The 26,002-nt window shown below is 43.8% G+C and carries 23 protein-coding genes; 18 read left to right on the forward strand and 5 right to left on the reverse strand.

The annotated features are described in order from the left end of the window. Window positions 1-25 precede the first annotated feature (25 nt). The 6 genes from HC175_RS14160 to HC175_RS14185 all read left to right on the forward strand — a co-directional run bounded on the left by HC175_RS14160 (window position 26) and on the right by HC175_RS14185 (window position 6,792). A complete protein-coding gene (locus tag HC175_RS14160) occupies window positions 26-565 on the forward strand; it encodes a GNAT family N-acetyltransferase (protein ID WP_168139148.1) in 540 nt (179 codons plus the stop codon). Window positions 566-628: 63 nt separating this feature from the next. Next, on the forward strand, window positions 629-1,000 hold the full coding sequence (locus tag HC175_RS14165) for a VOC family protein (RefSeq protein ID WP_168139149.1): 372 nt from the start codon (window positions 629-631) through the stop codon (window positions 998-1,000). Window positions 1,001-1,223: 223 nt separating this feature from the next. Beyond that, complete coding sequence (locus HC175_RS14170; RefSeq protein ID WP_168139150.1) at window positions 1,224-1,766, forward strand: helix-turn-helix domain-containing protein; 543 nt, start codon at window positions 1,224-1,226, stop codon at window positions 1,764-1,766. A 97-nt stretch (window positions 1,767-1,863) separates the two neighbouring features. Next, on the forward strand, window positions 1,864-3,324 hold the full coding sequence (locus HC175_RS14175) for a serine hydrolase domain-containing protein (RefSeq protein WP_168139151.1): 1,461 nt from the start codon (window positions 1,864-1,866) through the stop codon (window positions 3,322-3,324). Window positions 3,325-3,637: 313 nt separating this feature from the next. Further along, window positions 3,638-4,174 carry a hypothetical protein gene (locus tag HC175_RS14180; protein WP_168139152.1) on the forward strand — a complete coding sequence of 179 codons (537 nt, stop codon included), beginning with the start codon at window positions 3,638-3,640 and terminating at the stop codon, window positions 4,172-4,174. 173 nt (window positions 4,175-4,347) lie between these two features. Continuing rightward, window positions 4,348-6,792 (forward strand): zinc-dependent metalloprotease, encoded by a 2,445-nt coding sequence (locus HC175_RS14185; RefSeq protein ID WP_168139153.1) that lies wholly within the window; start codon window positions 4,348-4,350, stop codon window positions 6,790-6,792. A 162-nt stretch (window positions 6,793-6,954) separates the two neighbouring features. Here HC175_RS14185 and HC175_RS14190 read toward each other — a convergent pair whose 3' ends face one another. The 3 genes from HC175_RS14190 to HC175_RS14200 all read right to left on the reverse strand — a co-directional run bounded on the left by HC175_RS14190 (window position 6,955) and on the right by HC175_RS14200 (window position 9,914). Further along, window positions 6,955-7,404 (reverse strand): universal stress protein, encoded by a 450-nt coding sequence (locus HC175_RS14190; protein ID WP_168139154.1) that lies wholly within the window; start codon window positions 7,402-7,404, stop codon window positions 6,955-6,957. 85 nt (window positions 7,405-7,489) lie between these two features. Next, window positions 7,490-8,410 (reverse strand): 2-hydroxyacid dehydrogenase, encoded by a 921-nt coding sequence (locus HC175_RS14195; RefSeq protein ID WP_168139155.1) that lies wholly within the window; start codon window positions 8,408-8,410, stop codon window positions 7,490-7,492. A 139-nt stretch (window positions 8,411-8,549) separates the two neighbouring features. After that, entirely contained in the window at window positions 8,550-9,914 is a 1,365-nt protein-coding gene (locus HC175_RS14200) for an acyl-CoA dehydrogenase family protein (RefSeq protein ID WP_168139156.1), read from the reverse strand. 126 nt (window positions 9,915-10,040) lie between these two features. Between HC175_RS14200 and HC175_RS14205 the strand changes: the two genes are divergently transcribed. Together HC175_RS14205 and HC175_RS14210 are read left to right on the forward strand one after the other, a co-directional pair. Continuing rightward, the gene (locus HC175_RS14205) at window positions 10,041-10,421 is read left to right on the forward strand and encodes a PH domain-containing protein (protein WP_168139157.1); all 381 of its coding nucleotides are present in this window, start codon (window positions 10,041-10,043) and stop codon (window positions 10,419-10,421) included. A 116-nt stretch (window positions 10,422-10,537) separates the two neighbouring features. Beyond that, entirely contained in the window at window positions 10,538-11,431 is an 894-nt protein-coding gene (locus tag HC175_RS14210) for an SDR family oxidoreductase (protein ID WP_168139158.1), read from the forward strand. 342 nt (window positions 11,432-11,773) lie between these two features. On the opposite strand, the gene metK is transcribed toward HC175_RS14210, so the two are convergent. After that, entirely contained in the window at window positions 11,774-13,033 is a 1,260-nt protein-coding gene (metK, locus tag HC175_RS14215; protein ID WP_168139159.1) for a methionine adenosyltransferase, read from the reverse strand. Window positions 13,034-14,673: 1,640 nt separating this feature from the next. Between metK and HC175_RS14220 the strand changes: the two genes are divergently transcribed. The 6 genes from HC175_RS14220 (at window position 14,674) to HC175_RS14240 (ending at window position 20,721) form a co-directional block, all read left to right on the forward strand. After that, window positions 14,674-15,978 carry an O-acetylhomoserine aminocarboxypropyltransferase/cysteine synthase family protein gene (locus HC175_RS14220; protein WP_168139160.1) on the forward strand — a complete coding sequence of 435 codons (1,305 nt, stop codon included), beginning with the start codon at window positions 14,674-14,676 and terminating at the stop codon, window positions 15,976-15,978. Between the two features lie 390 nt (window positions 15,979-16,368). Then, window positions 16,369-17,382, forward strand: coding sequence for an alpha/beta fold hydrolase (locus HC175_RS24240; RefSeq protein ID WP_235942628.1), 1,014 nt, complete (start codon window positions 16,369-16,371; stop codon window positions 17,380-17,382). After that, window positions 17,345-18,421, forward strand: coding sequence for a homoserine dehydrogenase family protein (locus HC175_RS24245; RefSeq protein ID WP_235942629.1), 1,077 nt, complete (start codon window positions 17,345-17,347; stop codon window positions 18,419-18,421). The genes HC175_RS24240 and HC175_RS24245 overlap by 38 nt, the downstream gene beginning before the upstream one ends. Further along, window positions 18,418-18,843, forward strand: coding sequence for an OsmC family protein (locus tag HC175_RS14230; RefSeq protein ID WP_168139161.1), 426 nt, complete (start codon window positions 18,418-18,420; stop codon window positions 18,841-18,843). Before HC175_RS24245 ends, HC175_RS14230 begins: the two co-directional genes overlap by 4 nt. 19 nt (window positions 18,844-18,862) lie before the next feature. Then, window positions 18,863-19,954, forward strand: a complete 1,092-nt coding sequence (locus tag HC175_RS14235; RefSeq protein WP_168139162.1) for an acyloxyacyl hydrolase — start codon at window positions 18,863-18,865, stop codon at window positions 19,952-19,954. Next, entirely contained in the window at window positions 19,951-20,721 is a 771-nt protein-coding gene (locus HC175_RS14240) for a head GIN domain-containing protein (RefSeq protein ID WP_168139163.1), read from the forward strand. Before HC175_RS14235 ends, HC175_RS14240 begins: the two co-directional genes overlap by 4 nt. Window positions 20,722-21,124: 403 nt before the next feature. On the opposite strand, the gene gldA is transcribed toward HC175_RS14240, so the two are convergent. Further along, window positions 21,125-22,024 carry a gliding motility-associated ABC transporter ATP-binding subunit GldA gene (gene gldA, locus HC175_RS14245; RefSeq protein ID WP_168139164.1) on the reverse strand — a complete coding sequence of 300 codons (900 nt, stop codon included), beginning with the start codon at window positions 22,022-22,024 and terminating at the stop codon, window positions 21,125-21,127. A 285-nt stretch (window positions 22,025-22,309) separates the two neighbouring features. Here gldA and HC175_RS14250 point away from each other — a divergent pair, with 285 nt between their 5' ends. From HC175_RS14250 to dtd, 4 genes are all read left to right on the forward strand, one after another. Continuing rightward, window positions 22,310-23,182: a prephenate dehydratase gene (locus HC175_RS14250; RefSeq protein ID WP_168139165.1), complete on the forward strand. Its 873-nt coding sequence runs from the start codon at window positions 22,310-22,312 to the stop codon at window positions 23,180-23,182. A gap of 56 nt (window positions 23,183-23,238) precedes the next feature. After that, on the forward strand, window positions 23,239-24,324 hold the full coding sequence (locus HC175_RS14255) for a bifunctional 3-deoxy-7-phosphoheptulonate synthase/chorismate mutase type II (protein WP_168139166.1): 1,086 nt from the start codon (window positions 23,239-23,241) through the stop codon (window positions 24,322-24,324). A gap of 216 nt (window positions 24,325-24,540) precedes the next feature. After that, window positions 24,541-25,497 carry a ribosome small subunit-dependent GTPase A gene (rsgA, locus tag HC175_RS14260; RefSeq protein ID WP_168139167.1) on the forward strand — a complete coding sequence of 319 codons (957 nt, stop codon included), beginning with the start codon at window positions 24,541-24,543 and terminating at the stop codon, window positions 25,495-25,497. Next, entirely contained in the window at window positions 25,494-25,946 is a 453-nt protein-coding gene (gene dtd / locus HC175_RS14265) for a D-aminoacyl-tRNA deacylase (RefSeq protein WP_168139168.1), read from the forward strand. The genes rsgA and dtd overlap by 4 nt, the downstream gene beginning before the upstream one ends. The last annotated feature ends 56 nt before the right edge of the window (window positions 25,947-26,002 follow it).

Consider the following 26,002-nt stretch of genomic DNA (forward strand, 5'->3'; position numbering starts at 1 on the left):
ACTAAATCGTAATTTTCATAAACTTATGAATATCAAAACCTCAAGATTGGTCATTCGTGAACTCCAGATCTCCGATCTGGATGCATTTCATGCCTATCGTTCCAATCAGGAAGTGGCTAAATTTCAGGGTTACGAGGCTATGGATTTGCAGGAAGCCGAAAGTTTTATAAGAAAGAATGCCAGGTTGGATCCTGAAGGTTCTGTGCAATGGGTTCAGTATGGTATTGAACAGCTGGAAACTTCAAAGCTCATTGGCGACTGCGGCATTAGGTTAGAATCTGGACTGGCAGAGATCGGGATCACGATCTCTCCGCTGCACCAAAAGCAAGGTTTTGCACGAGAGGCTATGAAAGGCGTCCTGGATTTCCTGTTCAGGAAGAGAAATGTTGAGGAGGTAGTAGAAAGGGTAGATACGAAGAACGAAGCTTCTGTTAACCTGCTCAAAAGCCTCAATTTTCGTAAAAAGGGATGGTTTAAGGACTTGATGTACAAGGGGCAGCTTTGCGATGAATTTGAATTTGTACTTTCAAAAGCCGACTGGGATCATGGGAACCTGCAAAAATAAAGGTCTTCAAAAATGCCTTTTTTGACTACCTTTAAAATTACCAATCTTTAAAATCAAACCAATATGAAACTAGGAGCATTTTCCGTCAGCCTAAATGTGCAGGACCTGCAGGTTTCCAGGGAATTTTACGAGTCGCTTGGCTTTGCGGTCTTTGCCGGAAGCGCAGATAAGAACTATCTTATCATGAAAAATGGCAATGCACTGGTTGGTCTTTTTCAGGGCATGTTCCAGGGAAATATCCTCACTTTCAATCCAGGATGGGATGAAAATGCCCAGAACCTGGAAAAGTTTGATGATGTACGGGAAATTCAGAAGCATTTAAAGAACAAGGATATACCTCTGCTTTCTGAAGCAGATGAGAATTCTTCAGGCCCTGCCAGTCTTATGCTTACCGATCCCGACGGCAACATGATCCTTGTTGATCAACATCGTTAGGAGAACCCAATTTAGCGCAGGAAGTTTTCAAAATGCATGGCAAAAATGACATTTTAGGCACCACTTCTGGATAAGAAATGCTGAAAATTTTTGCAGGCAGTTCTCAATTTCGTACTTCTAAAAATACTACTTCAAAAAGCCCTTTTTGACACCTCTGTCTTTCATGATCTACTTCCTTTGAAAATATTTATCTTGTCCGGTAAATTGATATTTCCAGATTTAAATGTCCAGGCTTAAAAGTATAAGAGAACAACAGCACCTCACCCAGCAGGAGCTTTCAGAAAGGTCGGGTGTTTCAGTCAGGACCATTCAGCGGATAGAATCGGGTACAGATCCGAAGGGGCAGACCCTGAAAATGCTAATATCCTCACTGCAGGTAAAAGAGGAGGCGCTGGTAGAAAGACCTTCCGAAGGGACCAAACCGGTAAATCAAACATTGGTCAAATTGATCAATTTTTCGTCCTTGCCAGTTACCATATTTCCTCCGGCAAACATTCTCTTGCCACTGGTCATTATGTTTTTTGCGAAGAAATTCAATCCGCTCACACGGCAGATCGTTTCCCTGCAGATCTTTTGGAGCATCTGTGCCTTCATCATTTTTATGCTGTTCAATTTCATGAAGAATTCCTTTGGCTGGAGTAATGATCTTACGCTGGTGATGATGATCGTTCTGGTGCTTTCAAATGTGATCATCATCCTGGTAAACGCAGCAGAAATTGACAAAAATCAAAGGTTGCGAATAAAGCTCAACTTCAGCATTATTTAAATCAAACCCTTACTGACGGCCGATTGGCGGATTATTGGCGGGAGGATTTTCAGGTTAAAAGCTCTGTTTATTTCACCTTTGTCAAAAACACAATTACATGATCAACCGAATCTTTTTTATTGCATTTTTTATCACTACCGGCATCTTTGGTGCGTACTCACAAGTTGATGAGAATTCAGAATTATTCCGCAGCCTGAAGCAACAGGACAGCATCTTTTTTGAGCGGAGCTTCAATCAGTGTGACCTTGAGTATCTAGAAGAAAATATTACTGCCGACCTGGAGTTCTATCATGACAAAGGCGGATACCAGGACAGGGCAACCTTTCTGAAAAATACAAAGGAAAATATCTGTGCAGGGACAGGAGCAAAACCCGTTAGAAAAGTGGATGAGAACAGCCTCGAAGTTTTTCCGATGTATAAGAACGGAAAACTTTACGCTGCCATTCAAAAGGGCGTGCATCATTTTTATCTGCGGGAAAAAGGGAAAGCGGAGGTGCAAACCGGGACTGCAAAATTTACGCATGTATGGAGGCTGGAAAACAGAAGCTGGAAACTGGCTGAGGTGCTGAGCTACGACCATGGCGAACCGGCAATGAGTAAAACGATAGTAAATATTGAGCAGCTTTTAAAAGAAAATGCGGTTCCGGCATTAGGGCTGGGGATCATCGAAAAGGGTAAATTGACAAAGGTTGAGGTTTACGGCACTCTGGACAAAACCACGCCGGCGCCTTATAATACCATCTTTAAAGTTGCATCACTCACTAAACCCGTCGTGGCCGTTACTGCCTTAAAATTGATAGACAAGGGCATGATGAACCTTGACGAACCCCTGCATCAATACTGGACAGATCCCGATCTGCGTAGTGATGAGCGGCATAAACTTTTAACGCCGAGACTGGTTCTTACTCACCAAACCGGTTTTCCCAACTGGAGATATTTGAACGAAACTGGAAAGCTCGCGTTTGAGTTTGACCCCGGAAGCAAATACCAGTATTCTGGGGAGGGCTTTGAATACTTGAGAAAAGCTATGGAAAGTAAGTTTGGAGCGAGCATTGAACAACTCGCCGAGGAACATGTGTTTTCTCCTGCCGGAATGACCGACACCAGGTTCTGGTGGGATGAGGAAATGGATGAGAGCAGGTATGCACAGAATTTTGATAAAGAAGGCAAGAAGATCGAAACCACGAAATATTATGAGGCTAATGCAGCTGCAAACCTGCTCACTACCGTTGAAGATTACGGAAGGTTCCTGAGCTATGTCATCAATGGTGCAGAATTATCCAGTGATCTTTTTCAAGAGATGCAGAGTCGGCAGGTGAAGCTGAAGGAGAACGACTATTTTGGGTTGGGTTGGGAGATCCTCACCAATTTTACAGGCGGGGAGTATGCCCTGCTTCACACGGGAGGAGATCCTGGAGTAAGAACCCTCGCGGTTATATTTCCGAAGTCCAAAAATGGTTATTTGATCTTTTTAAATGCTGAAAATGTCGATGCCATATTAGAAACAATCCTGAATGACTGGCTCTACCTGGGGAAAGAATTGTGGGGCAGGAGATAAAAAAAGAGGTAGTCAAAAATGTCATTTTTGACTACCTCTTTTTTTAGATATTGAAACTCAGGCAATATAGCAGGCATTAAATCACTGAAGCTGTCCACGCCGAAGCTGTAAAATAACATCGGGAAAAAATTCATTTAGCTCAGAAAGATAATTCTAAATAATTCTTCCAGCTGTCTGGTTTTGATCAAACTACAGAAGACGAGGATTGAATTATTTGATTTAACTTGTCGAAGTTTTGCTGTTCTGCGACACAACCTCAACAGGTTGTCATGGGGAATTGGTAAAATAATTTCACCCGGCAAAACCTGGTACTATGAAAAATTTCAAGCTCGGACTCTTCTTTTTTTGCCTGATCAACTTTCTTTCCATCAATCCCGTTCTGGCACAGGAACAGGTCAATGTTACAGGCGGCATCGGCACCCCCGAAAGCCTAAATATTGGTCTTAGAATTCAAGTGGACCAAACTCAATATGGAATTGCCATTGGAACGAGTCCGGGCTACAAGAATGACAATTTTACGATCTCGGGTGATTTTTATTATCACTTTGCCGGAAGGTCCGGGCAATCAGATCTAATGCCCTGGTACATAAAATCTGGCCTCACCTACATGAGTAATGAAGGGGAATGGGAGAAAAGGATGAATTTGTTGCTGGTGCCAAGGCTGGGGAGAGATTTTAACCTTACCCCTCAATTTGGTGTTGCACTTGAGGCAGGGATCATGCTTTTGCTCCTTAATAAGAATATTGCAAAAAAGGAAAGAACAGGCGCTGTGTCGGGGGACCTTGATGTAATTGGCTCCGGGTTTATCCAACCTTCCGCCGGATTAAAATTCTTCTATAGACTTTATTAGATCAATGAGCAATAAACAATGATCAATTAACAATTATCTGGGATATCTCTGACATCTACAAGGAATTTCAAAAACTCAGACAGCTTAATCCAAGTTCAGAATAGTTCTAAATTCTAATTTCGTACTTATAACTTCATTAGTTATCTTGGGAATCTCAAAAATCCCATTAATCCATGATAAAAAAGTTACCGATGTACGGACTGCTTTTTGCGGTGGGCGTAAGCTGCCAAACCCAGAAAGCTGTACCGGCACAAGCGAATCAGGCTCCGGCACAAAAGAAGCCGCAGGATGATACCAAGCCTTATAAAGAAGTGATCACGGCTGAAGCTAAAAGTGATAGAGGCCTTTTCACCACCCATTTTGTGGGTGATAAATTGTATTTTGAAATTCCGTTAAGCGTGCTCGAAAAGGATATTTTGCTGGTGAGCCGTATTGCCGGAGTGCCTGCAGGATTTGGCGGCGGATATGTCAATGCAGGTTCAAAGGCTAACGAACAGGTAGTGAGATGGTCCAGGCGAGGCAATCATATCGACATGAAGGTGATTAGCTTTGAGAACGAGAGCGAAGAAGGCACCCCGATCTATCAGTCGGTCGCGGCAAATAATTTCTTCCCCATACTTTTCAGTGCAAAAATTGCTGCTTTCAGTGACGACAAAACTTCCGCAGTAATCGAAGTGAGTGATCTTTTTAAAGAAGAAGTAGCAGCTATAAACGGCGTTTCTCCCGATCTTAGGAAGCGGTACAAAGTGAAAAAGCTGGACAAATCTCGTTCTTACATCACATCGGCTAAGGCCTTTCCTGAAAATGTTGAGGTAAAGCATGTGATGACCTATGAGGCAGAGGAGCCACCCGAAAGAGATCAGGCAGGGACCATTACCATGATGATGAACCAGTCCATGATCCTGCTTCCGGAACATAAAATGCAGCCACGCCTGGCCGATCACAGGGTTGGCTGGTTTACTACAAGAAAATTCAATTATAATTCCGACGAGCTAAAAAGTGATGATTACCGAATCATTAATCGCTGGAAGCTGGTACCAAAAGACATTGAAGCCTACAAAAGAGGAGAACTGGTAGAGCCGGTTGAGCCAATAGTCTGGTATCTTGATCCTGCTACTCCCGAAAAATGGAGGCCATATTTTAGACAGGGGATCGAAGACTGGAATGTTGCCTTTGAAGCTGCAGGTTTCAAAAATGCCGTTATAGCCAAAGATCCTCCAACAAAAGAGGAAGATCCCGATTTTAGCCCGGAAGATGTGCGCTACTCTGTTGTGCGTTATGTCGCGAGTACCACTCGTAATGCCATGGGCCCTTCGGTGACCGATCCTCGCACCGGCGAGATCATTGAAAGTGATATTATTTGGTATCACAACCACCTGCGCTCTTACAGAAATCGTTACATGATCGAAGCCGGGGCTCAGAATCCTTCAGCCCGCACACTTAATACTCCCGAAGAAGAGATTGGGGAAATGATGCGTATGGTGATCGCACACGAGGTGGGACATGCTTTGGGATTGCCACATAACATGAAAGCAAGTTCAGCCTATCCAACAGATTCCTTACGTTCTCCTGAATTTACCCAGAAGTACGGCTTAACTCCCTCTATTATGGATTATGCCCGGGTGAATTACGTGGCACAGCCGGGAGATGAAGGCGTAAGATATATCAGGATGATGGGACCTTATGATCTTTACGCTATCAACTGGGGTTATCGATATATTCCTGATGCTACCACTCAGGAAGAAAAACCTGTGCTTAGCGAGTGGATCCTGGAAAAAGCGGGCGATCCTGTTTATGAATTCGGAAGTGGTTACGGCGGAATTGATCCGCAATCTCAAAGAGAAAGCCTGGGGGATGACCAGATAAAAGCGAGTGAATACGGACTCGCAAACCTGAAAAAAGTAGTGCCAAACCTTGTGGAGTGGACTTCAAAAGATAATACAGATTATTCTGAATTGTCTGAAGTCTATCGCGAACTAACCTTCATGTGGAGAGGTTATGTCTCCCATGTGGTGGCAAATGTGGGCGGGGTTTATGAGACCCGCAAAACCGCCGATCAAGAAGGCAGCGTTTACACACATGTTCCTGAGGAAAAACAAAAGGAGGCAGTAGATTTTTTAAATGCTCACGCCTTTTCTACGCCCCAATGGTTACTTGACAGGGAGCTGTTGCAACGCATAGAGCCAACAGGAGCTATTGAGCGTATTCAAAATCTTCAAAGCAGGGCGTTGAACGACCTTCTGGATGAGGATCGCCTGCAAAGAATGATCACAAATGAGCAGCTGAACGGCAAGAACGCCTACACTGCTGTTGAAATGCTGAATGATCTTAGAAAGGGGATCTTTGAGGAGCTGTATAAATCTCAAAAGGCAGATGCCTATAGAAGGAATGTGCAGCGTGCTTATGTAGATGCTGCAGTTGAATATGTGGCACAGCTCAAAAAAGAAGGAGAAAATGAAGTTACTGCTACAGATGTCATTGCACTGATGCGCGGCGACCTTGAGCAGTTAAGAAGAGATCTTAGAGCGAGGAAAAGCCGTAGTGGCGATCAACTTAGCCTTTATCACTGGAACGACCTGCTGGCCCGAATTGATGCCGCCCTTGCTGTGGATGCATAATTACAGATTGTAATACTTTTAAAGAGGCTGTCTGAAAAGTCTAATTTTCGTCAAGCTGAACTTGGTTCAGCTCCAACTTTTTTAATTATAAATTGGTTGGGATCCTGAAATACATTTAGGATGGCATTAAATGCTTTTTAGACGGCCACTTTTGATTTAAGACTAATCCTCATCTATGGGAATGGTCAACAGGGGAATATTTACCTTTTTTAGCAGCTTTAAGGAGACGCTCTCTCTTAGAAGATTGTGCAGGAAACTGTGCTTGTGAGTTCCCGTGATGAGCAGATCTGATTTCAGTTTTCTTGCCTCTTCCAAAACTGCTTCTACAGTAGAACCCTGTATCAATAAAGCTTCTTTCTCTATACTGTCACTAAGAAAAGTGTCGCAATACATTTGCAGGTTGCGGTGCTCTTCCCGAAATTCTTCAGCTTTGAAATCCCGTATGTATTGGGGTCCTGGTTCATAACCCACAAAATCAGGATCGGGTTCTGCCACATGCAGCACCCATACCTTGGCACCGAATTTTTCGGCAAGTCCTTCAGCATATCCCAGCAATTCTCCAACAGCGTCATTAAAATCGACAGCCACGAGTATATTTTTTAGTTCCTTCATGATATTCGTTTATGGTTACTTAATTAATGTTTTCACTTATGAAAAGGACTTTTTCCAAATACTGCTCACCGACCACTTAGGACTATCAATATTCCTTCTCTCTGTTCACCACATTTTTTAGTTCGTTTCCGGCCTTCATTCTTTGATAGTTCTCCAGGATTTGTGGGGCTACTGTCACGGGGTAGGTGACGCTTGCTACGTGTGGGGTGATCTTGATCTTCTGGTTTTCCCAGAAAGGATGATCTTTCGGCAGCGGCTCTGTCCTGAAAACATCCAGAGCTGCCCCCGCTAAATGTCCTCTTTCGATCATTTCCAGAAGATCTTCCTCGACCAGATGTGGTCCGCGGGCGACGTTGATCACATAGGCGCCTTTCGGTAACTTTTCAAAAAGGCGTTTATTGAGAATATTCTCAGTTTCGGAAGTCAGCGGCAGGAGACAGACAAGGATCTGTGAGGCCTCGAGAAAATCCTGCAGCTGCTCATCGCCATGGTAGGTGGTGACTCCTAATATCTCTTTTTTGGTACGTGACCAGCCGGTCACGTTAAACTTGTTCTGAATTAGCTTTTCGGCTACGCCCACTCCCAGGACTCCCATCCCCATGATTCCCACCTGCACTTCTGAAGGGCGCAAGTATTTTAGCGGTTTCCATTCTTTGCTGCTGTAGTGGAAAGAAAGGTTTCTAAGGTGTTCCAGGATGAGAGACAGCACAAAGACGCTCATGTCTTTGGTGAGCTGCTCGTCGATCACCCGTGTGATCTTTACATGCTGCGGAATATCATTATCTTCAATGATGTGATCTATACCGGCGCCCATAGAGGCGATCACTTTTAGGTTGGGGTAATTTTTATAGATGCCATGAGGATGTCTCCAGGAAAGGACAAATTCCACTTTTTCCGGATCCTTTACCTCGGGATAAACCTCCAGGTCTATTTGCGGATCTTGTTCTTTTAAGGCATCGATCCAGGCTTTTGGATCTCTTTGTGAGCTAACAATTAGAAAGGACATTTATTATTTTTTAGTCTGTAGTTGATAGTTAGTAGAAGGTATTTTTATTCTGTTTATGTTTCAAATTCCGAATTCCGAATTCCGAATTCCAAATTCCAAATTCCAGATTCCAATGTCAAATTTTACTCCGAACTCTTAACTAATTTACAAAAGCACTATACCCGGTGATCGCTCTTCCCACAATAAGGGAATTGATCTCCTTAGTACCTTCATAGCTGTAAATAGCTTCGGCATCGGCGACGAATCGGGCTACATCGTATTCCAGCAGGATTCCGTTACCGCCCATCACTTCTCGTGCTCTGCTTACTACATCTCTCATTCTCATACTGCAATAGACCTTTGCAAGGGAAGCATGTTCATCTTTTAACAGCCCCTGGTCCTGCAATTCAGATAATCTGAAACACAGCGTTTGCATCGAGGTGAGATTGGCGATCATTTCTACAAGGTGATTTTGTATCAACTGGTAAGACGCAATGGGTCGTCCAAACTGCTCTCGTTTCTTTGTGTATTTCAGGGCACTTTCATAAGCTCCCCGGGCACAACCTACGGCCTGCCAGGCTACTCCTGCACGGGTCATTTTTAGAACTTTTGCGGTATCCCTGAAAGATTCGGCTTTCTGGAGGCGGTCGCTTTCCGGAACTTTGCAGTCGGTGAGGTCGATAAGGGCGTTCTGCACAATGCGCAGCGCCATTTTGTCCCGCATCTTTTCAGCCTTAAAACCAGGATTTCCTTTTCTTACTAAAAATCCTTTCACCTGATTCGAATCTTCATCTCTAGCCCAGATCACGATCACATCGGCAAAAGTGGCATTTCCTATCCATTTTTTCTGACCGTTCAGCACCCAGTTTTCGCCATCCCATTTACAGGTGGTTTCGAGTCCGCCGGCAACGCCGCTTCCCACGTTGGGTTCGGTAAGGCCAAAGGCGCCAATAGCTTCCAGTTTTTGCATTTTTGGCAACCATTCCTGCTTTTGCTCTTCACTTCCGCAGAGATAGATAGACCCCATGGCAAGTCCGCTGTGAACTCCAAAAAAAGTGGAGATCGACACATCTACCCGGGCAATCTCCTGCGCAATGATGCCTTCCATCAAAAATGGCAAATTAGGGCAGCCATAACCTTCATACGGAACGCCTGCAATATTTAGTTTTTTGAATTTTTCAATGATCTCAAACGGAAACTTTGCGCGGTTCCAGTGTTCATTCACCAGGGGCCGCACTTCATCTTCCATAAAGTTGCGCACCTTCAGCTGTAGTTCACGCTGCTCTTCGGAAAGTTTTAGGTCCAGATTATAGAAATCTCCATCAATCGGCGGGAGATCGTGCTGGCCTTTCCGGCGTTTGGTCTTCAGCATTTTCATGAGGCCTTTGAGCTGATTTTCATCCAGCTGTCCCAGCGTTTGCATTGCTTCCGAAAGATCGATCTGCTTGTTGATCTTCGCAAGTTGATCAAGGTCTATGTTCTTAAGGAGGTTGATCGTATTTCTTACTTTTCCGAAGAAGGCCATAATTTCAGGTTTTTCTAAAAATAGGTATTAAAGAAAAGGCAGCCTGTTAAAGCTTTCTCAAACCGAAGTCATGTTTTCATGATCCGCTTCTTTTTTGATTAAATTACTTTCTCAAAAAAGAACAAAATGGGAATTTTTTCATCATTAATGGGCAATGCAGGGGCAGTCGATAATCAAAAACTGCAGGCAGAATACGGGCAGCTTCTGTTTGAGGCCGAAACTATTGAAGCCGGCTTTAAGATCTTTAGAGACACCTTTGTTTTTACGAACAAAAGGTTGATCTTGATAGATAAACAGGGCCTTACCGGCAGCAAAACACAATATCTTTCCATAGGCTATAAAAGTATCTCCCGCTTTAGTGTGGAAACGGCAGGGACTTTTGACCTCGATGCCGAACTCAAGATCTGGATCTCTTCGGAACAGCAACCCAGTGTGAGCAGGAAATTCAATAAATCTGTCAATGTGTATGAAGTTCAGAAACTGCTGGCTCAACATGTTCTGAAATAGAGTTTTAGCAAAATTTTAGAGGCTTTCTTCGTCCTTTCCGAAAAGAGATTTGGTAATTTCATGGAAACATGAGGTGTCAAAAATGTCATTTTTGAACCTCCTTAAAAAGAATGACTATGAAAGACGACAATGAAAAAATGAAGGATCCGCAGCAGAAGCACGCACAACCTCCTTTTGAGGGTCAGGAGCGACAGGAGCCGCCGGGGCAGGAAAAGGATATGCAGCCAAAGGTTGATCACGGGGAAGATTCCTATAAAGGCTCCGGAAAATTGAAGGGGAAAAATGCCATTATTACCGGGGGAGATTCCGGGATAGGCAGGGCAGTGGCAATCGCCTTTGCCCGGGAAGGTGCCAATGTACTGATCTCCTACCTGGAGGAAGATAATGACGCCGAAGAAACGGCGAAATGGGTGAGGGAAGCCGGAATGAAGGCCGTGTTGGTACCTGGTGATGTAAGCGAGGAAGAGCATTGTAAACAGATCATCAACAAGGCGGTCGAGGAATTCGGGCAGATCGATATTCTTGTGAACAATGCCGCTTTTCAAATGGCGCGGAAAAAGATCCAGGATATTCCCAGTGAGGAATGGGATAAGACTTTCAAGACTAATATCTACTCCATTTTTTACCTGGTTAAAGCTGCAGAGCCTCATATGAAGCGCGGCAGTACCATTATTAATACCACTTCCATCAACGCTTATAAACCCCACCCACAGTTACTGGCCTATGCCGCAACAAAGGGTGCGATCCAGAATTTCACAGCTAATCTGGGACAGATCCTGGCAGAGAAGGGCATACGTGCCAATTGTGTGGCTCCCGGACCTATTTGGACTCCGCTTATTCCGTCTACTATGCCACAGGAACAGGTAGAAAGCTTCGGAAAAAACACTCCAATTGGCCGCCCCGGACAACCCGCCGAACTTGCTGCGCCTTTTGTGCTCTTAGCGTCTGAAGATTCCAGTTATATGACCGGCTCCACGGTGCAGGTAACAGGAGGAACACCTACCATTTAGAATGCACAGATGGGAAGTTAGATTTTAGAAGTACGATTTTAGAAGCTAGATCGTAGAAGTACTCTTTGGAAGTTAGATTTTAGAAGTGCGATTTTAGAAATAAAAATTAGAAGTGAGCCTGTAGAACTGAAATCTGCTGCGACTTTTACAGTTAAAAAGAGGCTGTCTGAAAAGCATGTAATACGTCATCCTGATTTTATTTCAGGATCTTAACCAATTGAAAATTTCAACCAATTAGAAGCTGAAACTCCCGAAGCTTCGGGACAGCTTGACGAAAAACAGACTTTTAAGGCAGCCTCTTTTATGTATTATGAATTCTAAAAAAATACTCAGTACTCAGTACTAATTCAACCCAAACTCTTCCTTCACCTTATCCACGTAATTGAGCTCTTCCCAGGTAAATAATTTCACCTCTACAGTTTTTTCGCCGTTGTACGGACTCTTGAACACCTTTCTCTCGGTTCTCGGTTCTTTTCCGAAGTGACCATAAGCTGAGGTTTCGCGATAAATAGGATTTCTAAGGCCGAGTCTTTCTTCAATGGCCGATGGACGCATGTCAAAGATCTCAAGCACCTTTTGCGCGATCTCTCCGTGGGAAAGTTCTACTTTCTTAGTACCATAGGTTTCGACGAGAATGGAAGTTGGTTCCACAACCCCAATAGCGTAAGAAACCTGAACCAGTACTTCGTCAGCCACGCCGGCAGCTACGAGGTTCTTAGCGATATGCCGCGCCGCATATGCAGCCGATCTATCCACCTTACTTGGATCTTTTCCTGAAAAGGCACCCCCACCGTGAGCACCTTTTCCGCCGTAAGTATCTACGATGATCTTTCTTCCGGTAAGTCCGGTATCGCCGTGAGGTCCGCCAATCACGAATTTTCCTGTAGGATTGATGTGGTAGGTGATCTTGTCATTGAACAGCTTCTGAACATATTCCGGAAGTTGGGTCTGCACCCTCGGAATAAGGATCTCGATAATGTCCTTCTTGATCTTGTCCAGCATTTTTTTATCATCCTCATCAAATTCGTCATGCTGCGTAGAAACCACGATAGAAACGATGCGTTGCGGCACGTTGTCATCGCTGTATTCGATAGTTACCTGGCTCTTGGAATCGGGTCGCAGGTAAGTGATCTCCTCATTTTCCCGACGCAGCTTCGCCAGCTCAATAAGGATCTTATGAGAGATATCGAGGGCCAGCGGCATGTAGTTCTCAGTTTCTTTGGTGGCGTAGCCAAACATCATTCCCTGGTCCCCGGCACCCTGTTCTTCCTTGTTTCCGCGGTCAACTCCCTGGTTGATATCCTGAGATTGTTCGTGGATAAGGGAGATCACTCCGCAGGAATCCCCGCTGAATTTATAAGCTCCTTTAGTGTAGCCAATATCATTGATCACATCTCTGGCAATGGTTTGCACATCGAGGTAAGTATCGCTCTTAACCTCTCCTGCAAGCACCACCTGTCCCGTTGTTACAAGCGTCTCGCAGGCAACCTTAGATTCTGGATCAAAAGCAAGGAAATTGTCTAAAAGGGTATCGCTAATCTGGTCTGCAACTTTATCTGGGTGGCCTTCAGAAACACTTTCTGAAGTAAATAAATATGGCATGCTTCGTCTTTTTTAAAAATTAATTTCAAGCAGAAATTTGACGTGAAGCGCTAAGAGGAGTTTTCACTGCTTTAGCATTTTTAAGGGTTGCAATCAGTCAAATTTTTCCCTGAAGTTGATGAGCAGCAAATGTATAAAAATTGTTTTAAATCAGCTGCTTTATCTCATTTTTAAGAATAATTTGGGCGCTCCGGTGCGGCCTCCCGGTCGCCCCGTCAGGCTTTCGCGGGTCGCTTCCCTCAGCCTCTCGGCTGCGGGAGAGCTCCAACAACCGCTCAATCCTTAGCGCAACTTCAATTAGCTTTTAACAATGATCAATAAACAATTAGCAGCCGAGGGCGCGGATTTGCAATCCGTGCCGAGCAAAATTGTTGATTCGCAAAGATTAGCTATAAAGCCCTGCCAATACTCAGAAAATTAAATTAATCTAAATTTTATTTGTTCCTTAAAATTTTCTGTCGTTAACTTTGCTTCATACAAAATCGAGAAATGAACCAGGTAATTTGTAATATGATGTGTATGATGTGGAGAACTTCCGCAGCGCGTCCTATTGCATGAATCTGAAAAAGATAAAATAGCAAAAAGCCGCTGCCACCGCAGCGGCTTTTTTGTTTCAGAAAAATCGAAAAAAGAGAGGTGTCAAAAAAGGCATTTTGACACCTAACAAAACAAGAGGCCGGAAAGCCGAAAAGTAGAAACATGAAAAATTACAGAGCAATAGCAAGAATGATGATGTGTTGTATGATGTGCATGATGTGCGCACCAACCCGCTATTGCCAAGAAATGAGGATCTAAGTTAGTTATATATTCAGTTACTAAAAATCCCTTTGGCAAGCGAGTCAAAGGGGTTTTTTCATTTAAAGCAATTAGCAATTAGCAATAAACAATAAACAATAAACAATAAACAATGCACCAAGTACCAAATTCCAAATTCCAAATTTAATTCGGGAAAAGAGTATACCTTAAATTATTCGTGAATTCGTGGCCATTTTAAGGGAACCGAGAACCGACAATAATGAAAATTCAACAATTATCAATGAACAGCAAAAACCGGATGAGATCTCTCGTCGCATTTGCTTTCTCCGAAAGAAAATGCTCTGTCGGGATGACAAAAAATAATCCGACAACTAACAACTGAGAACCGGAACAGGCAATTAGCAATTAGCAATAAACAATAAACAATGAGCAAGAAAAAAGCACCAAGTACCAAATTCAAAGTTCCAAATTTAATTCGGGAAAAGAGTATGCCTTAAACTATTCGTGGATTCGTGGCCATTTTAAGGGAACCGACAAGCGACAATAATGAAAATTCAACAATTATCAATAATGAACAGCAAAAACCGGATGAGATCTCTCGTCGCATTTGCTTTCTCCGAAAGAAAATGCTCTGTCGAGATGACAATAAAAAATCCGACTACTGAGAACCGGAACAGGCAATAAACAATAAACAATGAACAATGAGTAGAAAGAAGCACCAAGTACCAAATCCCAGATTCCAAATTTAATTCGGGAAAAGAGTATGCCTTAAACTATTCGTGAATTCGTGGCCATTTTAAGGGAACCGAGAACCGACAACTGAGATCCTAACAATCAACAATTAACAATTAACCGTTAACAATTAACCCTTAAACATTAAAAACATGAGTACAACAAACAATTTTTCGACCAAGGCTCTCCACGCAGGGCATGACGTAGCAGCAAACGGAGGAACAAGAGCAGTTCCTATTTATCAAACCACTTCTTACGTCTTCAAAGATTCAGATCATGCAGCAAATCTTTTTTCGCTGGCAGAACCCGGGTTTATCTACACCAGGTTAAACAACCCTACCAATGACATTTTAGAGCAGCGACTGGCAGCCCTGGAAGGCGGAATCGCAGCTGTGGTGACAGCATCGGGAACGGCGGCGATCAGCACCACCTTACTTACGCTGCTAAAATCCGGAGATCACATTGTTGCTTCCAGCAGCCTTTACGGCGGAACTTACAATCTCCTCAGCGTTACCTTACCTCGCCTGGGCATCACCACCACTTTTGTAGATCCGCAAGATGCTGAGAACTTTTCTAAAGCCGTAAAGGAAAATACCCGGGCTGTTTTTGTAGAATCTCTTGGGAATCCAAAGCTTGATGTGCTGGACCTGGAGGCGATCTCTGCAGTGGCTAAAGAACATAAAGTTCCTTTCATAGTTGATAATACCGTCGCTACTCCGGCGCTGGTCAAGCCGATAGAATATGGTGCCGACCTGGTGATCCATTCTCTTACCAAATACATTGGCGGCAATGGAACTTCCCTCGGCGGTGTCATCATTGATGCCGGAAAATTCGACTGGAGCAACGGCAAATTCCCTGAATTCACCGAACCTTCTCCCGGTTACCACGGACTCGTCTATCACGACGTTTTAAAAGAAGCTGCCTTTATCGCCAAAGTGAGGATAGAAGGTTTACGCGACCTTGGTGCGGCCTTGAGCCCATTTAATGCTTTTCAGATCCTGCAGGGGCTGGAGACGCTGGAAATAAGGATCAAAAAGCACAGCGAAAATGCTTTGGCTTTGGCAAAATGGCTACAGCAAAAAGAAGAGGTGAGCTGGGTAAATTATCCGGGGCTGGAAAGCAGCGCTTATCACGAACTGGCTCAGAAATACCTTCCGAAAGGCCAGAGTGGAGTAGTGACTTTCGGAGTAAAAGGTGGTTATGAAGCAGCGAAGGTTCTGGTCGATGAAACCAAACTCTTTTCCCTGCTTGCCAACATTGGAGATACCAAGTCTTTAATTATTCATCCGGCCAGTACTACACATCAGCAGCTTAGCGACGAACAGCAGGAGTCGACCGGAGTAACCAAAGACCTGGTGAGGCTTTCTGTAGGGTTGGAAGACCTGGAAGATCTTAAATCTGATTTGGAGCAGGCGCTGGTACAGATAAAGAGTAAAAAAGAGGCTAAAGCAATTTAGCAGGGTTTCGAAGTTGTTCCTTGGAATAGAATTTCTTGGATTTTTGAAATCTTTTGGTCATTTATTTAACGAATTTTAAAAATGTAAGGAAATATTGATCAAGACTAGCTTTTTTGTAAGTGTAGCGGTCTCCCGGCGTTAAAAATTTTTGAAGCCTTGGAGAAAATTTAGCCGGGAGAGCGCGGTTCTGATTTTGCGTGAGCAAAATTGGAAACACCTATCAAAAAAGTGTCCTTTTTTTGGTTCGTTTTTTTGGACAAGCAAAAAAATGAACATACATGAAAGAAGACCAATTTAGACGACCAGAGGGAGAAGTAAAATAGCCTTTGCGCCTTTGTTCATTATAAGTTCACTTCGAATGGTTCCATAACATCCTAAAACTCTAGATAAATGTTGAAAGAAATAATAATTCCTAATTACCAAAACTCGGCCGACACTGTTCAGAAAATCCATGTGTTTTATCGCATTTTTGGAAGGGAAGCAGGCACTGCACCTGTGGTGCTGGTGAATCACGCCCTTACCGGAAATGCCAATGTCACGGGAGAAGATGGCTGGTGGCAGAAATTAATAGGACCTGGAAAATGCATCGACACCAACAGTTTTACAATTCTGGCTATAAATATTCCGGGCAACGGCGCCGGCGGTAAAAAGGAACATCTGCTGCACAATTATACAGCATTCACCCTGGATGATGTTGCAAAGATCTTTGTGCAGGTTCTGGAAGAATTGAAGATCGACAGCCTGTTTGCTGCTATTGGAGGCTCCATTGGCGGCGCCCTGTCCTGGCATCTTGCGGTCCTAAAACCAAACCTGATCCAAAACCTGATCCCCATCGCTGCCGACCTCAAGGCGACCGATTGGGTGCTGGGGCAGAGCAAGGTACAGGACCAGATCCTGAATAATTCTTCAGATCCCGTTCATGATGCGCGAATGCATGCCATGACTTTTTACCGTACTCCGGCATCCTTTTCGGCTAAATTCCGCAGGAAAAAGAATGAGCTGAATTTTCAGTTCGAGGTGGCGAACTGGTTAAGTTATCACGGCCGGAAACTGGAAGGTCGTTTTGAACTGGCTGCCTATAAGCTGATGAACCACCTGCTCACTACTATTGATATTTCAGGCGGGAAGGGAGAGACTTCAGTTGTAGCAAAGGAAATCAGCGGGAATATTCACTTGGTGGGAATTGATTCCGATTTGTTTTTCCTTCCGGAGGAGATAAGGAAAACATACCGGGAGCTTTCCGAAGTAAAAGAGAATGTGTGCTATCATGAGATCAAATCCATCCATGGACATGACGCTTTTCTCATCGAATATGAGCAGCTGGCTCAGATTTTAGCGCCCATTTTTAACTCAAAAAAAGACAATAATGAAAAAGATAAACATAGTACTCTTTGGAACAGGTAACGTTGGAAGTAAGCTCATAAACCAACTGCTAGAGGCACGCGAACAGCTGCGGCAAAGAGAAGGAGTGGAGCTGAACCTTCCTGTGATCGCTAATTCTACCACCGCCTTTTTTCAGAAGGAGAATCAGCAGCCCTCATGGGAAGCCGATCTTGAAAAGTTCGGTTTTCCATACAAGCTCGAGGACATCATAAATTATGTGCAGCAGCAGGATTATGAGAATTTGATCGCTGTAGATGCTACGGCCAGCGAGGAATTCGTGGATAATTATTTCAGCCTCATTGAGTCCGGATTTCACATTGTTGCTGCCAATAAGGTGGCGAACACCCGTTCCTCTCAATTTTATACTGAACTACGGAAAAAACTGCTGGAACATGGCAAGTTTTTCTTTTACGAAACGAATGTGGGCGCTGGTTTGCCAATTGTGGAGACGCTGCGGAATTTCCATCGTTCCAACGAACGGGTGACAAAAGTAAGAGGAGTATTCTCCGGCTCGCTAAGCTATATTTTCAATACCTATTGTGCCGAAGAAAAGACATTTTCTGAAGTATTGACCAAGGCGACTGATAAAGGCTTTACAGAACCCGATCCTCGTGTGGACCTTTCCGGAAAGGATGTGGCGAGAAAACTATTGATCCTGGGACGGGAGCTGGGCTTAGAGAAGGAATTTGAAGAGATCACAATTCAGGATTTGGTGCCGCCGCATCTCAACGGGCAGTCAACTTTAGAGAACTTTCAGAAGAATAAAATTGATCTGGATCCACTCTTTTTAAAACTCAAGAAAGAGTTAAAGCAGGACGAGGTGATACGGCATGTAGGCGAGCTGGATATTCAAAAAGGAGTTCTGGACGTGAAACTTGTGACCGAAAAGAGAACTTCAGCGCTTGGCAGTCTGCAAAATGCCGACTCTTCTTTTGAGATCTTTACTGAATCTTATGGCGAACAACCGCTGGTGATCAAAGGAGCAGGGGCAGGAGCTGCGGTGACGGCACGCGGAGTTCTTACAGATTTAATTAAATTAGCGGAAAAAATACCCTCATGAAGATCCATCTTAAAAGGCTGAACGACAATTATCATTTTGAAACTACCAATGAGCGCGGCGATGTGGTGCAGCTCGATAACAAGAGTGAACCAAATCCGCAGGGTGCCAGCCCAATGGAATTGCTGCTTATGGGAATTGCCGGCTGCAGCGGAATTGATATTGTGATGATCCTGAAAAAACAGCAGCTCGAGATGACGAATCTGGAGATGGATGTGGAAGGTTTTCGAGTTGACGGTGCCGTTCCCAATGTGTTCACGAGAATTCACCTGACGATCACTATTGACGGGGAAATCCCGGAAAACAAAGCTAAAAGAGCAGTAGATCTTTCTTTAGAGAAATATTGTTCGGTTGCAAAAATGCTGGAGAAAACTGCCGAGATCACCACAGAAGTTATCCTGAACGGTTCGCCGGTAAAGAAATAATTCCGGCGCTCGTCCCCCCATGCGAAAACTGCTGCTCCTCTTTTTAATTTGCCTTGGCCAGACTGCTTTTTCACAGGAGAAGCATTATTCTGTAGAGGCGAATTATTTCTATGGCAGCATCTGGGAGCACAACCCCAATATTTCACATTTGATCACGGAGCATCCTTATGGAATGCTGCTGCATTTCAACCGAAAGACTTACGGCGATGAGGCCTGGGAGCGGCGTTATAACTATCCAAACGTCGGATTTTCGCTCTCTTACCAGGATCTCAAAAATGAGCATTTAGGAAAGAATTATGGAGCCTATGCGCACCTCGGATTTTATTTTCTGAAGCGGCATCTTTTGCTGAAAGTAGGACAGGGGCTTGCGGTAACGACAAACCCATATCACCCGGATGATAACTACCGTAACAACGCCTACGGCTCCCGAATTTTAAGCTCCACGATCTTCACCGGGAATCTGCAGTTTGAGAATATCATTGGTGGCCTCGGCTTCCAGACCGGACTATCACTTATACATTATTCCAATGCCGATTTTAAATCTCCGAACAGCTCCACCAACACCCTCGCCTTGAGCGCCGGATTGAATTACGACTTCAATCACGAATCTCAAAGAGAATTCATTCCTAAGGATCCAAAAATGCCATTTTCGGCACCCCTTAGGTACAATTTTGTTTTGCGCGGCGGAGTCAATACCACAGGCGTGATAGGATCTGAATCCTATCCTTTCCTGACACTTTCAGCTTACGCCGATAAGTCTTTGAACCATAAAAGCACCTTACAGGCAGGAGCAGAATTGTTTCTTTCCAGAGCGATGGAAGAGTATATTTATTTTCACTCGGTCGCTTTTCCGCTTGACGGGTCGGCGGGAGATGAAGATTCGAAACGGGTGGGCTTCTTTGCAGGGCATCAACTCACCTTCAGGAAACTTTCACTTATTACGCATCTCGGTTATTATGTCTACTATCCTTACGATAAATATGTGGATAGAATTTACAACCGGGTGGGGCTGCAAAGGGAGATCTGGAATGACATTTTTGGATCTGTAACCGTCCGCTCCCATGGTGCCAATGCCGAAGCAGTGGAATTTTCAATTGGTTATCGCCTATGAAACAGCTGCTGAAAAAATATCTGCTGATTTTCCCCTTTTTGGGACTGCTCATATTTATGGGTTGTAACACCGAAGATGCTCCCGACTGTTTCCAAACCGCCGGAAAGATCATAGAAAAGGATTTTGTGGTTGATGCCTTTGATGAACTCATTGTTTATGAAGACATCGAGCTTTTCATTGAACAGGGTGCAAAGCACAGTGTAGTGGTAAAAACCGGAGAAAACCTCATGAACGAGATCTCTGCTGAAGTAGTCGATGGCAGACTCATTCTGCGGAATGACAACGGCTGCAATTTTGTAAGGGATTATGATGTTACCAGCATCTATGTCACCGCCCCCAATCTTACCTGGCTTCAAAATGCCGGAAACCGGGTGATAAAAAGTGTGGGAGAATTGCATTTCAAGAACATCTGGCTCCGAAGTCTGAACCAGGAAAGAGCTAAGGGTGTTTATACAGTTGGAGATTTTGATCTGCATTTGATTTCAGATCATGTTCGGGTGACGGGAGATGATTTTTCCAATTTCTTTCTGCGGGGAGAGACGGATTATCTGAACCTGTTCATGGCAAATGGAGATGGCAGAGTAGAAGCAAGGGAGCTAAAAGCCGGGACAGTAGAGATCCAACACCGCGGAACAAATAAGCTCATCGTGAATCCGCAGCAGGTTTTGAAGGGCGAGATACGAAGTACGGGAGATGTAATTTCGGTGAACCGCCCGCCGGTAGTTGAGGTGGAGGTGTTTTATTCGGGGAGGTTGATCTTCGAGTAAAATGTGATATGTATCGGCACGGATCACAGCCGCGCTAACAGAAAGGATTACGAGGGTTTATAAACCGTGAAGAAAATCAGATCCGCGCCAACAGGAAGAATAACGAGGTTTCATAATGAAGAAAATCACAGATTTGCGTCAGCAAATAGATAAAATAAGAATGAATAGTCTCCGGCTTTAGCCGGAGGCTAATAAAAATTTTCCTGCAGGGCTTTAGCCCAACTTTATACTCCCTAGATGGCGCCTATTTACAATCCGCTATAATAAGGTTGCTTTTAAATATTTCGCACCTCCGGCGCTCTTTATTCCCCGGAATAATATTATCTATAAATATTCCGCACCTCCGGCGCTAACTCTGCAAGTAACCCTTTCAGGGTTTGGAACCCTGAAAGGGTTGAAAAGGCTACTTCTGCAGCGTCAATTCTGAAAATAAACTTTCGAGATTCTTATTCTTTCTATTCAGCTGCAGGGTTTTTAATCCGTTGTCATGGGCAAAGTCGAAAACCGTGGGCCGCATGTCCTTTTCGGTCTCAAAGCTGAGTTCGTAAACAAAGCCGCCGGTGTTTTTGATGTTGAGTAAATGTGGCAGGCGCTGCAATGCAATTTCTTCAATACGATAGTCAAATTCCACCTCAATGATCTGTACCTGTTCATCACGAAGATCTTCCAGGCGCTTATCGGCCACGATGTGTCCCCTGTTGATGATGATCACCCGCTCGCACAGGGCTTCGACCTCCCGCATGATGTGCGTAGAGAACAATATGGTCTTTTCTTTTCCAATTTTTTTGATGAGCTCTCTTATTTCCACCAATTGATTAGGATCGAGTCCGGTGGTAGGTTCATCGAGGATAAGCACTTCAGGATCGTGTAAAAGGGCATTTGCAATGCCCACTCTTTGGCGGTAGCCTTTGGAAAGCTGGTCGATCTTCTTATTGGCTTCCGGTGAAAGTCCGGTTTGAAGAATTACCTCTTCAATTCGCTTTTTTGGCACCTTATAAATGAGCGCATTGAATTCCAGATATTCCCTCACATACATATCTGTATAAAGCGCGTTGTGTTCGGGCAAATAACCAGTACTTTTTTGAGCTTCAAGCATGTCTTCAGAAAGAGGAAAGCCATTCACGCTGGCTTCTCCCGAGGATGGCTGCAAATAGCCGGTAAGGATCTTCATTAGAGTAGATTTACCCGCGCCGTTGGGCCCAAGAAAACCGACAATTTCCCCTTTTTGAATAGAAAAGGAAACTTCATCGAGCGCTTTTTGCTCCCCATAAAATTTAGAGATCTTATTTACCTGAATGGACATAGCAGCTTTTTCCCAAAAGTAAATCAACTTTTTCAAAAGGCGAACTTCTGCCTTGGCAAATTAGCGAAATCGTTCTCGTGATTTTTTCAGGAAAAAATATCGTTTTCTGAAAATATGTACTACATTAGCCATTCACAGAAATGACAATGAAAATTTTATTTATCTGGAACGCCTGGTATTACTTTTATTTCTATAACAGAGATAGGATCGGGAGTGCCGTATAATTAGAATTATATAATAACTGAAATCCCGATGTAAGCATCGGGATTTTTTTTTGATATATATATGGAAGAAAAAATTGCAATTCAGGGAATCGAGGGATCATTTCACCATCAGGTAGCGAGGGAGTATTTTGGCCTGGATGTGCTTGTAGAGGAATGTATGTCATTTGGAGAGGTAGTAAAGAGCCTCACAACAGGCCAGTCACAGAAGGCGGTAATGGCCATTGAGAATTCAATTGCAGGCTCTATCCTTCCCAATTATGCCTTAATAGATGAGAACAACCTGAAGATCATTGGAGAGCATTATATCCCAATTCAGATGAACCTTATGGCAGTGCCGGGAAGAAAGATCGAGGACATAAAAAAGGTATTTTCTCATCCCATGGCCCTGCTGCAGTGTAAGGAATTCTTCAGCAATTATCCGCATATAAGGCTGGTTGAAGATGCAGATACAGCTTCGGTAGCGAAAAGGATCTCAGAAAATAATTCTCAACATTCCGCAGCTGTAGCGAGTCAAACGGCAGCCGAGCTATTTGGACTGGAGATCCTGGCGAGTGGTATACATACTATAAAAAGCAACACTACCCGTTTTCTTGTACTTTCGGCTACTGAAGAAAATCGATCCCGGCAGATCTCCCCCAACAAAGCATCCATTAAATTTGTCATGGAAAGCCGGCATGGCAGCCTGGTGAGTGCATTAAATATTCTTCGGGATTTTAACCTTGATATGACAAAGATACAGAGCGTTCCGGTCATAGAAATGCCATGGAAATACGCTTTTTTCATAGATGTCATTTTTGATGAGCCTGAGAGATTTGTCCGGGCGATGGAAATTCTGGAGGTAATGACCGAGGAGCTGAAGATCCTTGGAACTTATCAAAACGGTTTAGAAGCTTTGGCCTCAGTTCCTGCTTCTGCCTCGGTAGCGAAAAAATAATAAGTAATTGGCGGTCTCCCTGAAGGTTTAGCACCGCAATATTATAATTTAAAAATATGGAAAATAAAAAAGAGCTAAGAACCTGGTTAGATAATTTTGGATTGGAACATCCACTTGTGATCGCAGGACCGTGTAGTGCAGAAACCGAAGAACAGGTTCTCAAGATCGCACATCAACTTAAGGATACAGATGTGAATGTATTGCGGGCAGGAATATGGAAACCCAGAACCCGCCCCGGAAATTTTGAAGGAGTAGGGGCTTTAGGTTTGAAATGGCTTCAGAAAGCAAAAGAGGAAACAGGAATGTTGACCACCACCGAGGTTGCCAATCCCAATCATGTGGAATTGGCGATGAAGCATGACATCGATATCCTCTGGATTGGAGCCCGTACCACAGTTTCACCGTTTATTATCCAGGAGATCGCCGATGCTCTTAAGGGTACTGATAAAGTTGTGCTGGTCAAAAACCCCGTAAATCCCGATCTTTCTTTATGGCTGGGGGCAGTAGAGCGTTTGTACACCAATGATATTAAGAATTTGGGAGTGATCCATCGTGGTTTTTCGACCTATGAAAAAACCAGGTACAGAAATAATCCTGAATGGCAGATCCCCATCGATCTACAGACCAAATTTCCCGATCTCCCGTTGATCCTGGATCCATCACACATCGCAGGGAATCGAACTTCCATCTTCGACCTGTGCCAGACTGCACTTGACCTTAATTACGACGGAATTATGGTCGAAACCCATCATGATCCTGATAATGCCTGGAGCGATGCTGCCCAGCAGATCACCCCTGCAACCCTCGTGAAGTTCATGCAGGACCTGAGGATTAGAAAAGAGATCTCAGAAAGTGAAGAATTTCAATCGAAACTGCAGAGTTTAAGAGCTATGATCGATATTGCCGATACGCAGCTGCTCGATGTGCTTTCGAGAAGGATGAAGATCGCCGATGAAATTGGGAGGGCCAAAAAGGCACAGAACGTTGCCATTCTTCAAAACCAAAGGTGGAGTGAGATCTTAGGAAAAATGACCAAAGAAGGTGAGCAAAATGGGCTGAGTGAAGATTTCATCATGAGAATATTCAAGGCGATTCACCAGGAATCCATTAATCACCAGGAAGAAATAATGAAAAAAGCATAAGTAAAATTGCAGCCCGTGAACTTCAGCATTACGGGCTGTTCTTTTAAGAGATTGGAATTGGAATGCTCTCTTCTGCTTTGGCAGCCTTTCCTAAAAATATAGGGTAGTCAGTAATTTAAATGTAATTTTGCGCCAGGAACATCACAAGAAATAAATATCTTTTTCAATTGAAATAGGATGCTTCCGAAGAAAAAGAGGAAAATCATTGACAGATTAATGACTGGAACTGTATACAAATCGACTGGAAGCTGGTACCAGGTAAAGGCTGAAGACGGCAAGTTCTACAAATGCCGGATCAAAGGGAAATTCAGGATCAAAGGAATTAAAAGCACAAATCCTGTGGCAGTTGGCGATCGTGTAGTCATCAAGCTCGAAGACAATACAGAAGGTGAGCAAAATGGAGTGATCACGGGAATAAAGGACAGGGAAAATTACATCATTAGAAAATCTGTTAACCTTTCAAAGCAAACCCATATCATAGCCTCCAATATTGATCAGGCTTTTCTTCTGGTGACGCTCAATAATCCGCCCACCTTTACCACTTTTATAGACCGTTTTCTGGTAACTGCCGAAGCATACGCCATCAAAGCAATCCTGCTGTTTAACAAGGTAGATACCTATTCTCCTGAGGAACTTGATGAGGTAAAATATATGGCTGCCATGTACCGGCAAATAGGCTATGAATGTATAGGAATTTCTGCAAAGTCTGGAAAGAATATCGAGAAGGTAAAGGATCTTATGAAAGATAAGACCAGCATGATTTCCGGGCACAGTGGTACGGGAAAGTCGACTTTGGTGAATGCAATTGAGCCAAAACTTGATCTTAAAACTACACAGATCTCTGAACAACATAAGCAGGGGCAGCACACCACCACTTTTGCCGAAATGTTTGACCTGGATTTTGGGGCCAGGATCATCGATACACCTGGAATAAAAGGCTTTGGAGTGGTTGATATTGAGAAAGAAGAGCTGGGAAATTATTTTCCGGAATTTTTTGCCCGAAAACAGGACTGCAAGTTCTATAATTGTTTGCATCTCGAAGAACCAAAATGTGCAGTTAAAGAAGCCTTGGAGCAAGGGGAGATCCCGTGGTCCCGTTATAAGAGTTACCTGCAGATCCTTAAAGGAGAAGATGATCAGCACTACAGGTTCGAAAATTACGAGACAGAATGAGAGCAGTAATTCAGCGGGTACTGGAAGCATCTGTAGTTATAGAGGGTGTCAAAAAAGCAGAAATTGGAGCAGGTTTGCTTATCCTTTTAGGGATTGAGCATGAGGATTCTGAGGAAGATATCAACTGGCTGAGTAAAAAGATTGCCAATATGCGAATTTTCAGTGACAAGGATGGAGTCATGAATGAGTCCATTCTCGATCACAGAGCCCGGGCTATAGTGGTGAGCCAGTTTACTTTGCATGCCAGCACGAAAAAGGGCAACCGCCCCAGCTATATAAAGGCAGCCAAACCTTCGGTTGCACGTCCTCTTTATGAAAAATTTGTTCAGACTCTGGAGCGGGAACTTGGTACAAGGGTAGGGACAGGGGAATTTGGCGCCGATATGAAGGTGCAGCTTATAAATGACGGTCCGGTCACGATATTTATAGATTCCAGGGACAAGGAATAAAAGAATTTCATTGCACTTGAATGGTTCTGTGAAAGAATTTCCCTCCAATCAATATT

The sequence above is a fragment of the Salinimicrobium oceani genome (assembly GCF_012037645.1).

Coding starts and splice junctions, on each gene's coding strand:
- HC175_RS14180 (WP_168139152.1), top strand. CDS start 3,638: ATGAAAAATTTCAAGCTCGGACTCTTCTTTTTTTGCCTGATCAACTTT.
- HC175_RS24245 (WP_235942629.1), top strand. CDS start 17,345: ATGAAAAAGATAAACATAGTACTCTTTGGAACAGGTAACGTTGGAAGT.
- dtd (WP_168139168.1), top strand. CDS start 25,494: ATGAGAGCAGTAATTCAGCGGGTACTGGAAGCATCTGTAGTTATAGAG.
- rsgA (WP_168139167.1), top strand. CDS start 24,541: ATGACTGGAACTGTATACAAATCGACTGGAAGCTGGTACCAGGTAAAG.
- HC175_RS14250 (WP_168139165.1), top strand. CDS start 22,310: ATGGAAGAAAAAATTGCAATTCAGGGAATCGAGGGATCATTTCACCAT.
- HC175_RS14170 (WP_168139150.1), top strand. CDS start 1,224: ATGTCCAGGCTTAAAAGTATAAGAGAACAACAGCACCTCACCCAGCAG.
- metK (WP_168139159.1), bottom strand. CDS start 13,033: ATGCCATATTTATTTACTTCAGAAAGTGTTTCTGAAGGCCACCCAGAT.
- HC175_RS14165 (WP_168139149.1), top strand. CDS start 629: ATGAAACTAGGAGCATTTTCCGTCAGCCTAAATGTGCAGGACCTGCAG.
- HC175_RS14185 (WP_168139153.1), top strand. CDS start 4,348: ATGATAAAAAAGTTACCGATGTACGGACTGCTTTTTGCGGTGGGCGTA.
- HC175_RS14235 (WP_168139162.1), top strand. CDS start 18,863: ATGCGAAAACTGCTGCTCCTCTTTTTAATTTGCCTTGGCCAGACTGCT.
- HC175_RS14195 (WP_168139155.1), bottom strand. CDS start 8,410: ATGTCCTTTCTAATTGTTAGCTCACAAAGAGATCCAAAAGCCTGGATC.
- gldA (WP_168139164.1), bottom strand. CDS start 22,024: ATGTCCATTCAGGTAAATAAGATCTCTAAATTTTATGGGGAGCAAAAA.
- HC175_RS14175 (WP_168139151.1), top strand. CDS start 1,864: ATGATCAACCGAATCTTTTTTATTGCATTTTTTATCACTACCGGCATC.
- HC175_RS14230 (WP_168139161.1), top strand. CDS start 18,418: ATGAAGATCCATCTTAAAAGGCTGAACGACAATTATCATTTTGAAACT.
- HC175_RS14210 (WP_168139158.1), top strand. CDS start 10,538: ATGAAAGACGACAATGAAAAAATGAAGGATCCGCAGCAGAAGCACGCA.
- HC175_RS14220 (WP_168139160.1), top strand. CDS start 14,674: ATGAGTACAACAAACAATTTTTCGACCAAGGCTCTCCACGCAGGGCAT.
- HC175_RS14205 (WP_168139157.1), top strand. CDS start 10,041: ATGGGAATTTTTTCATCATTAATGGGCAATGCAGGGGCAGTCGATAAT.
- HC175_RS14190 (WP_168139154.1), bottom strand. CDS start 7,404: ATGAAGGAACTAAAAAATATACTCGTGGCTGTCGATTTTAATGACGCT.
- HC175_RS14160 (WP_168139148.1), top strand. CDS start 26: ATGAATATCAAAACCTCAAGATTGGTCATTCGTGAACTCCAGATCTCC.
- HC175_RS24240 (WP_235942628.1), top strand. CDS start 16,369: ATGTTGAAAGAAATAATAATTCCTAATTACCAAAACTCGGCCGACACT.
- HC175_RS14240 (WP_168139163.1), top strand. CDS start 19,951: ATGAAACAGCTGCTGAAAAAATATCTGCTGATTTTCCCCTTTTTGGGA.
- HC175_RS14200 (WP_168139156.1), bottom strand. CDS start 9,914: ATGGCCTTCTTCGGAAAAGTAAGAAATACGATCAACCTCCTTAAGAAC.
- HC175_RS14255 (WP_168139166.1), top strand. CDS start 23,239: ATGGAAAATAAAAAAGAGCTAAGAACCTGGTTAGATAATTTTGGATTG.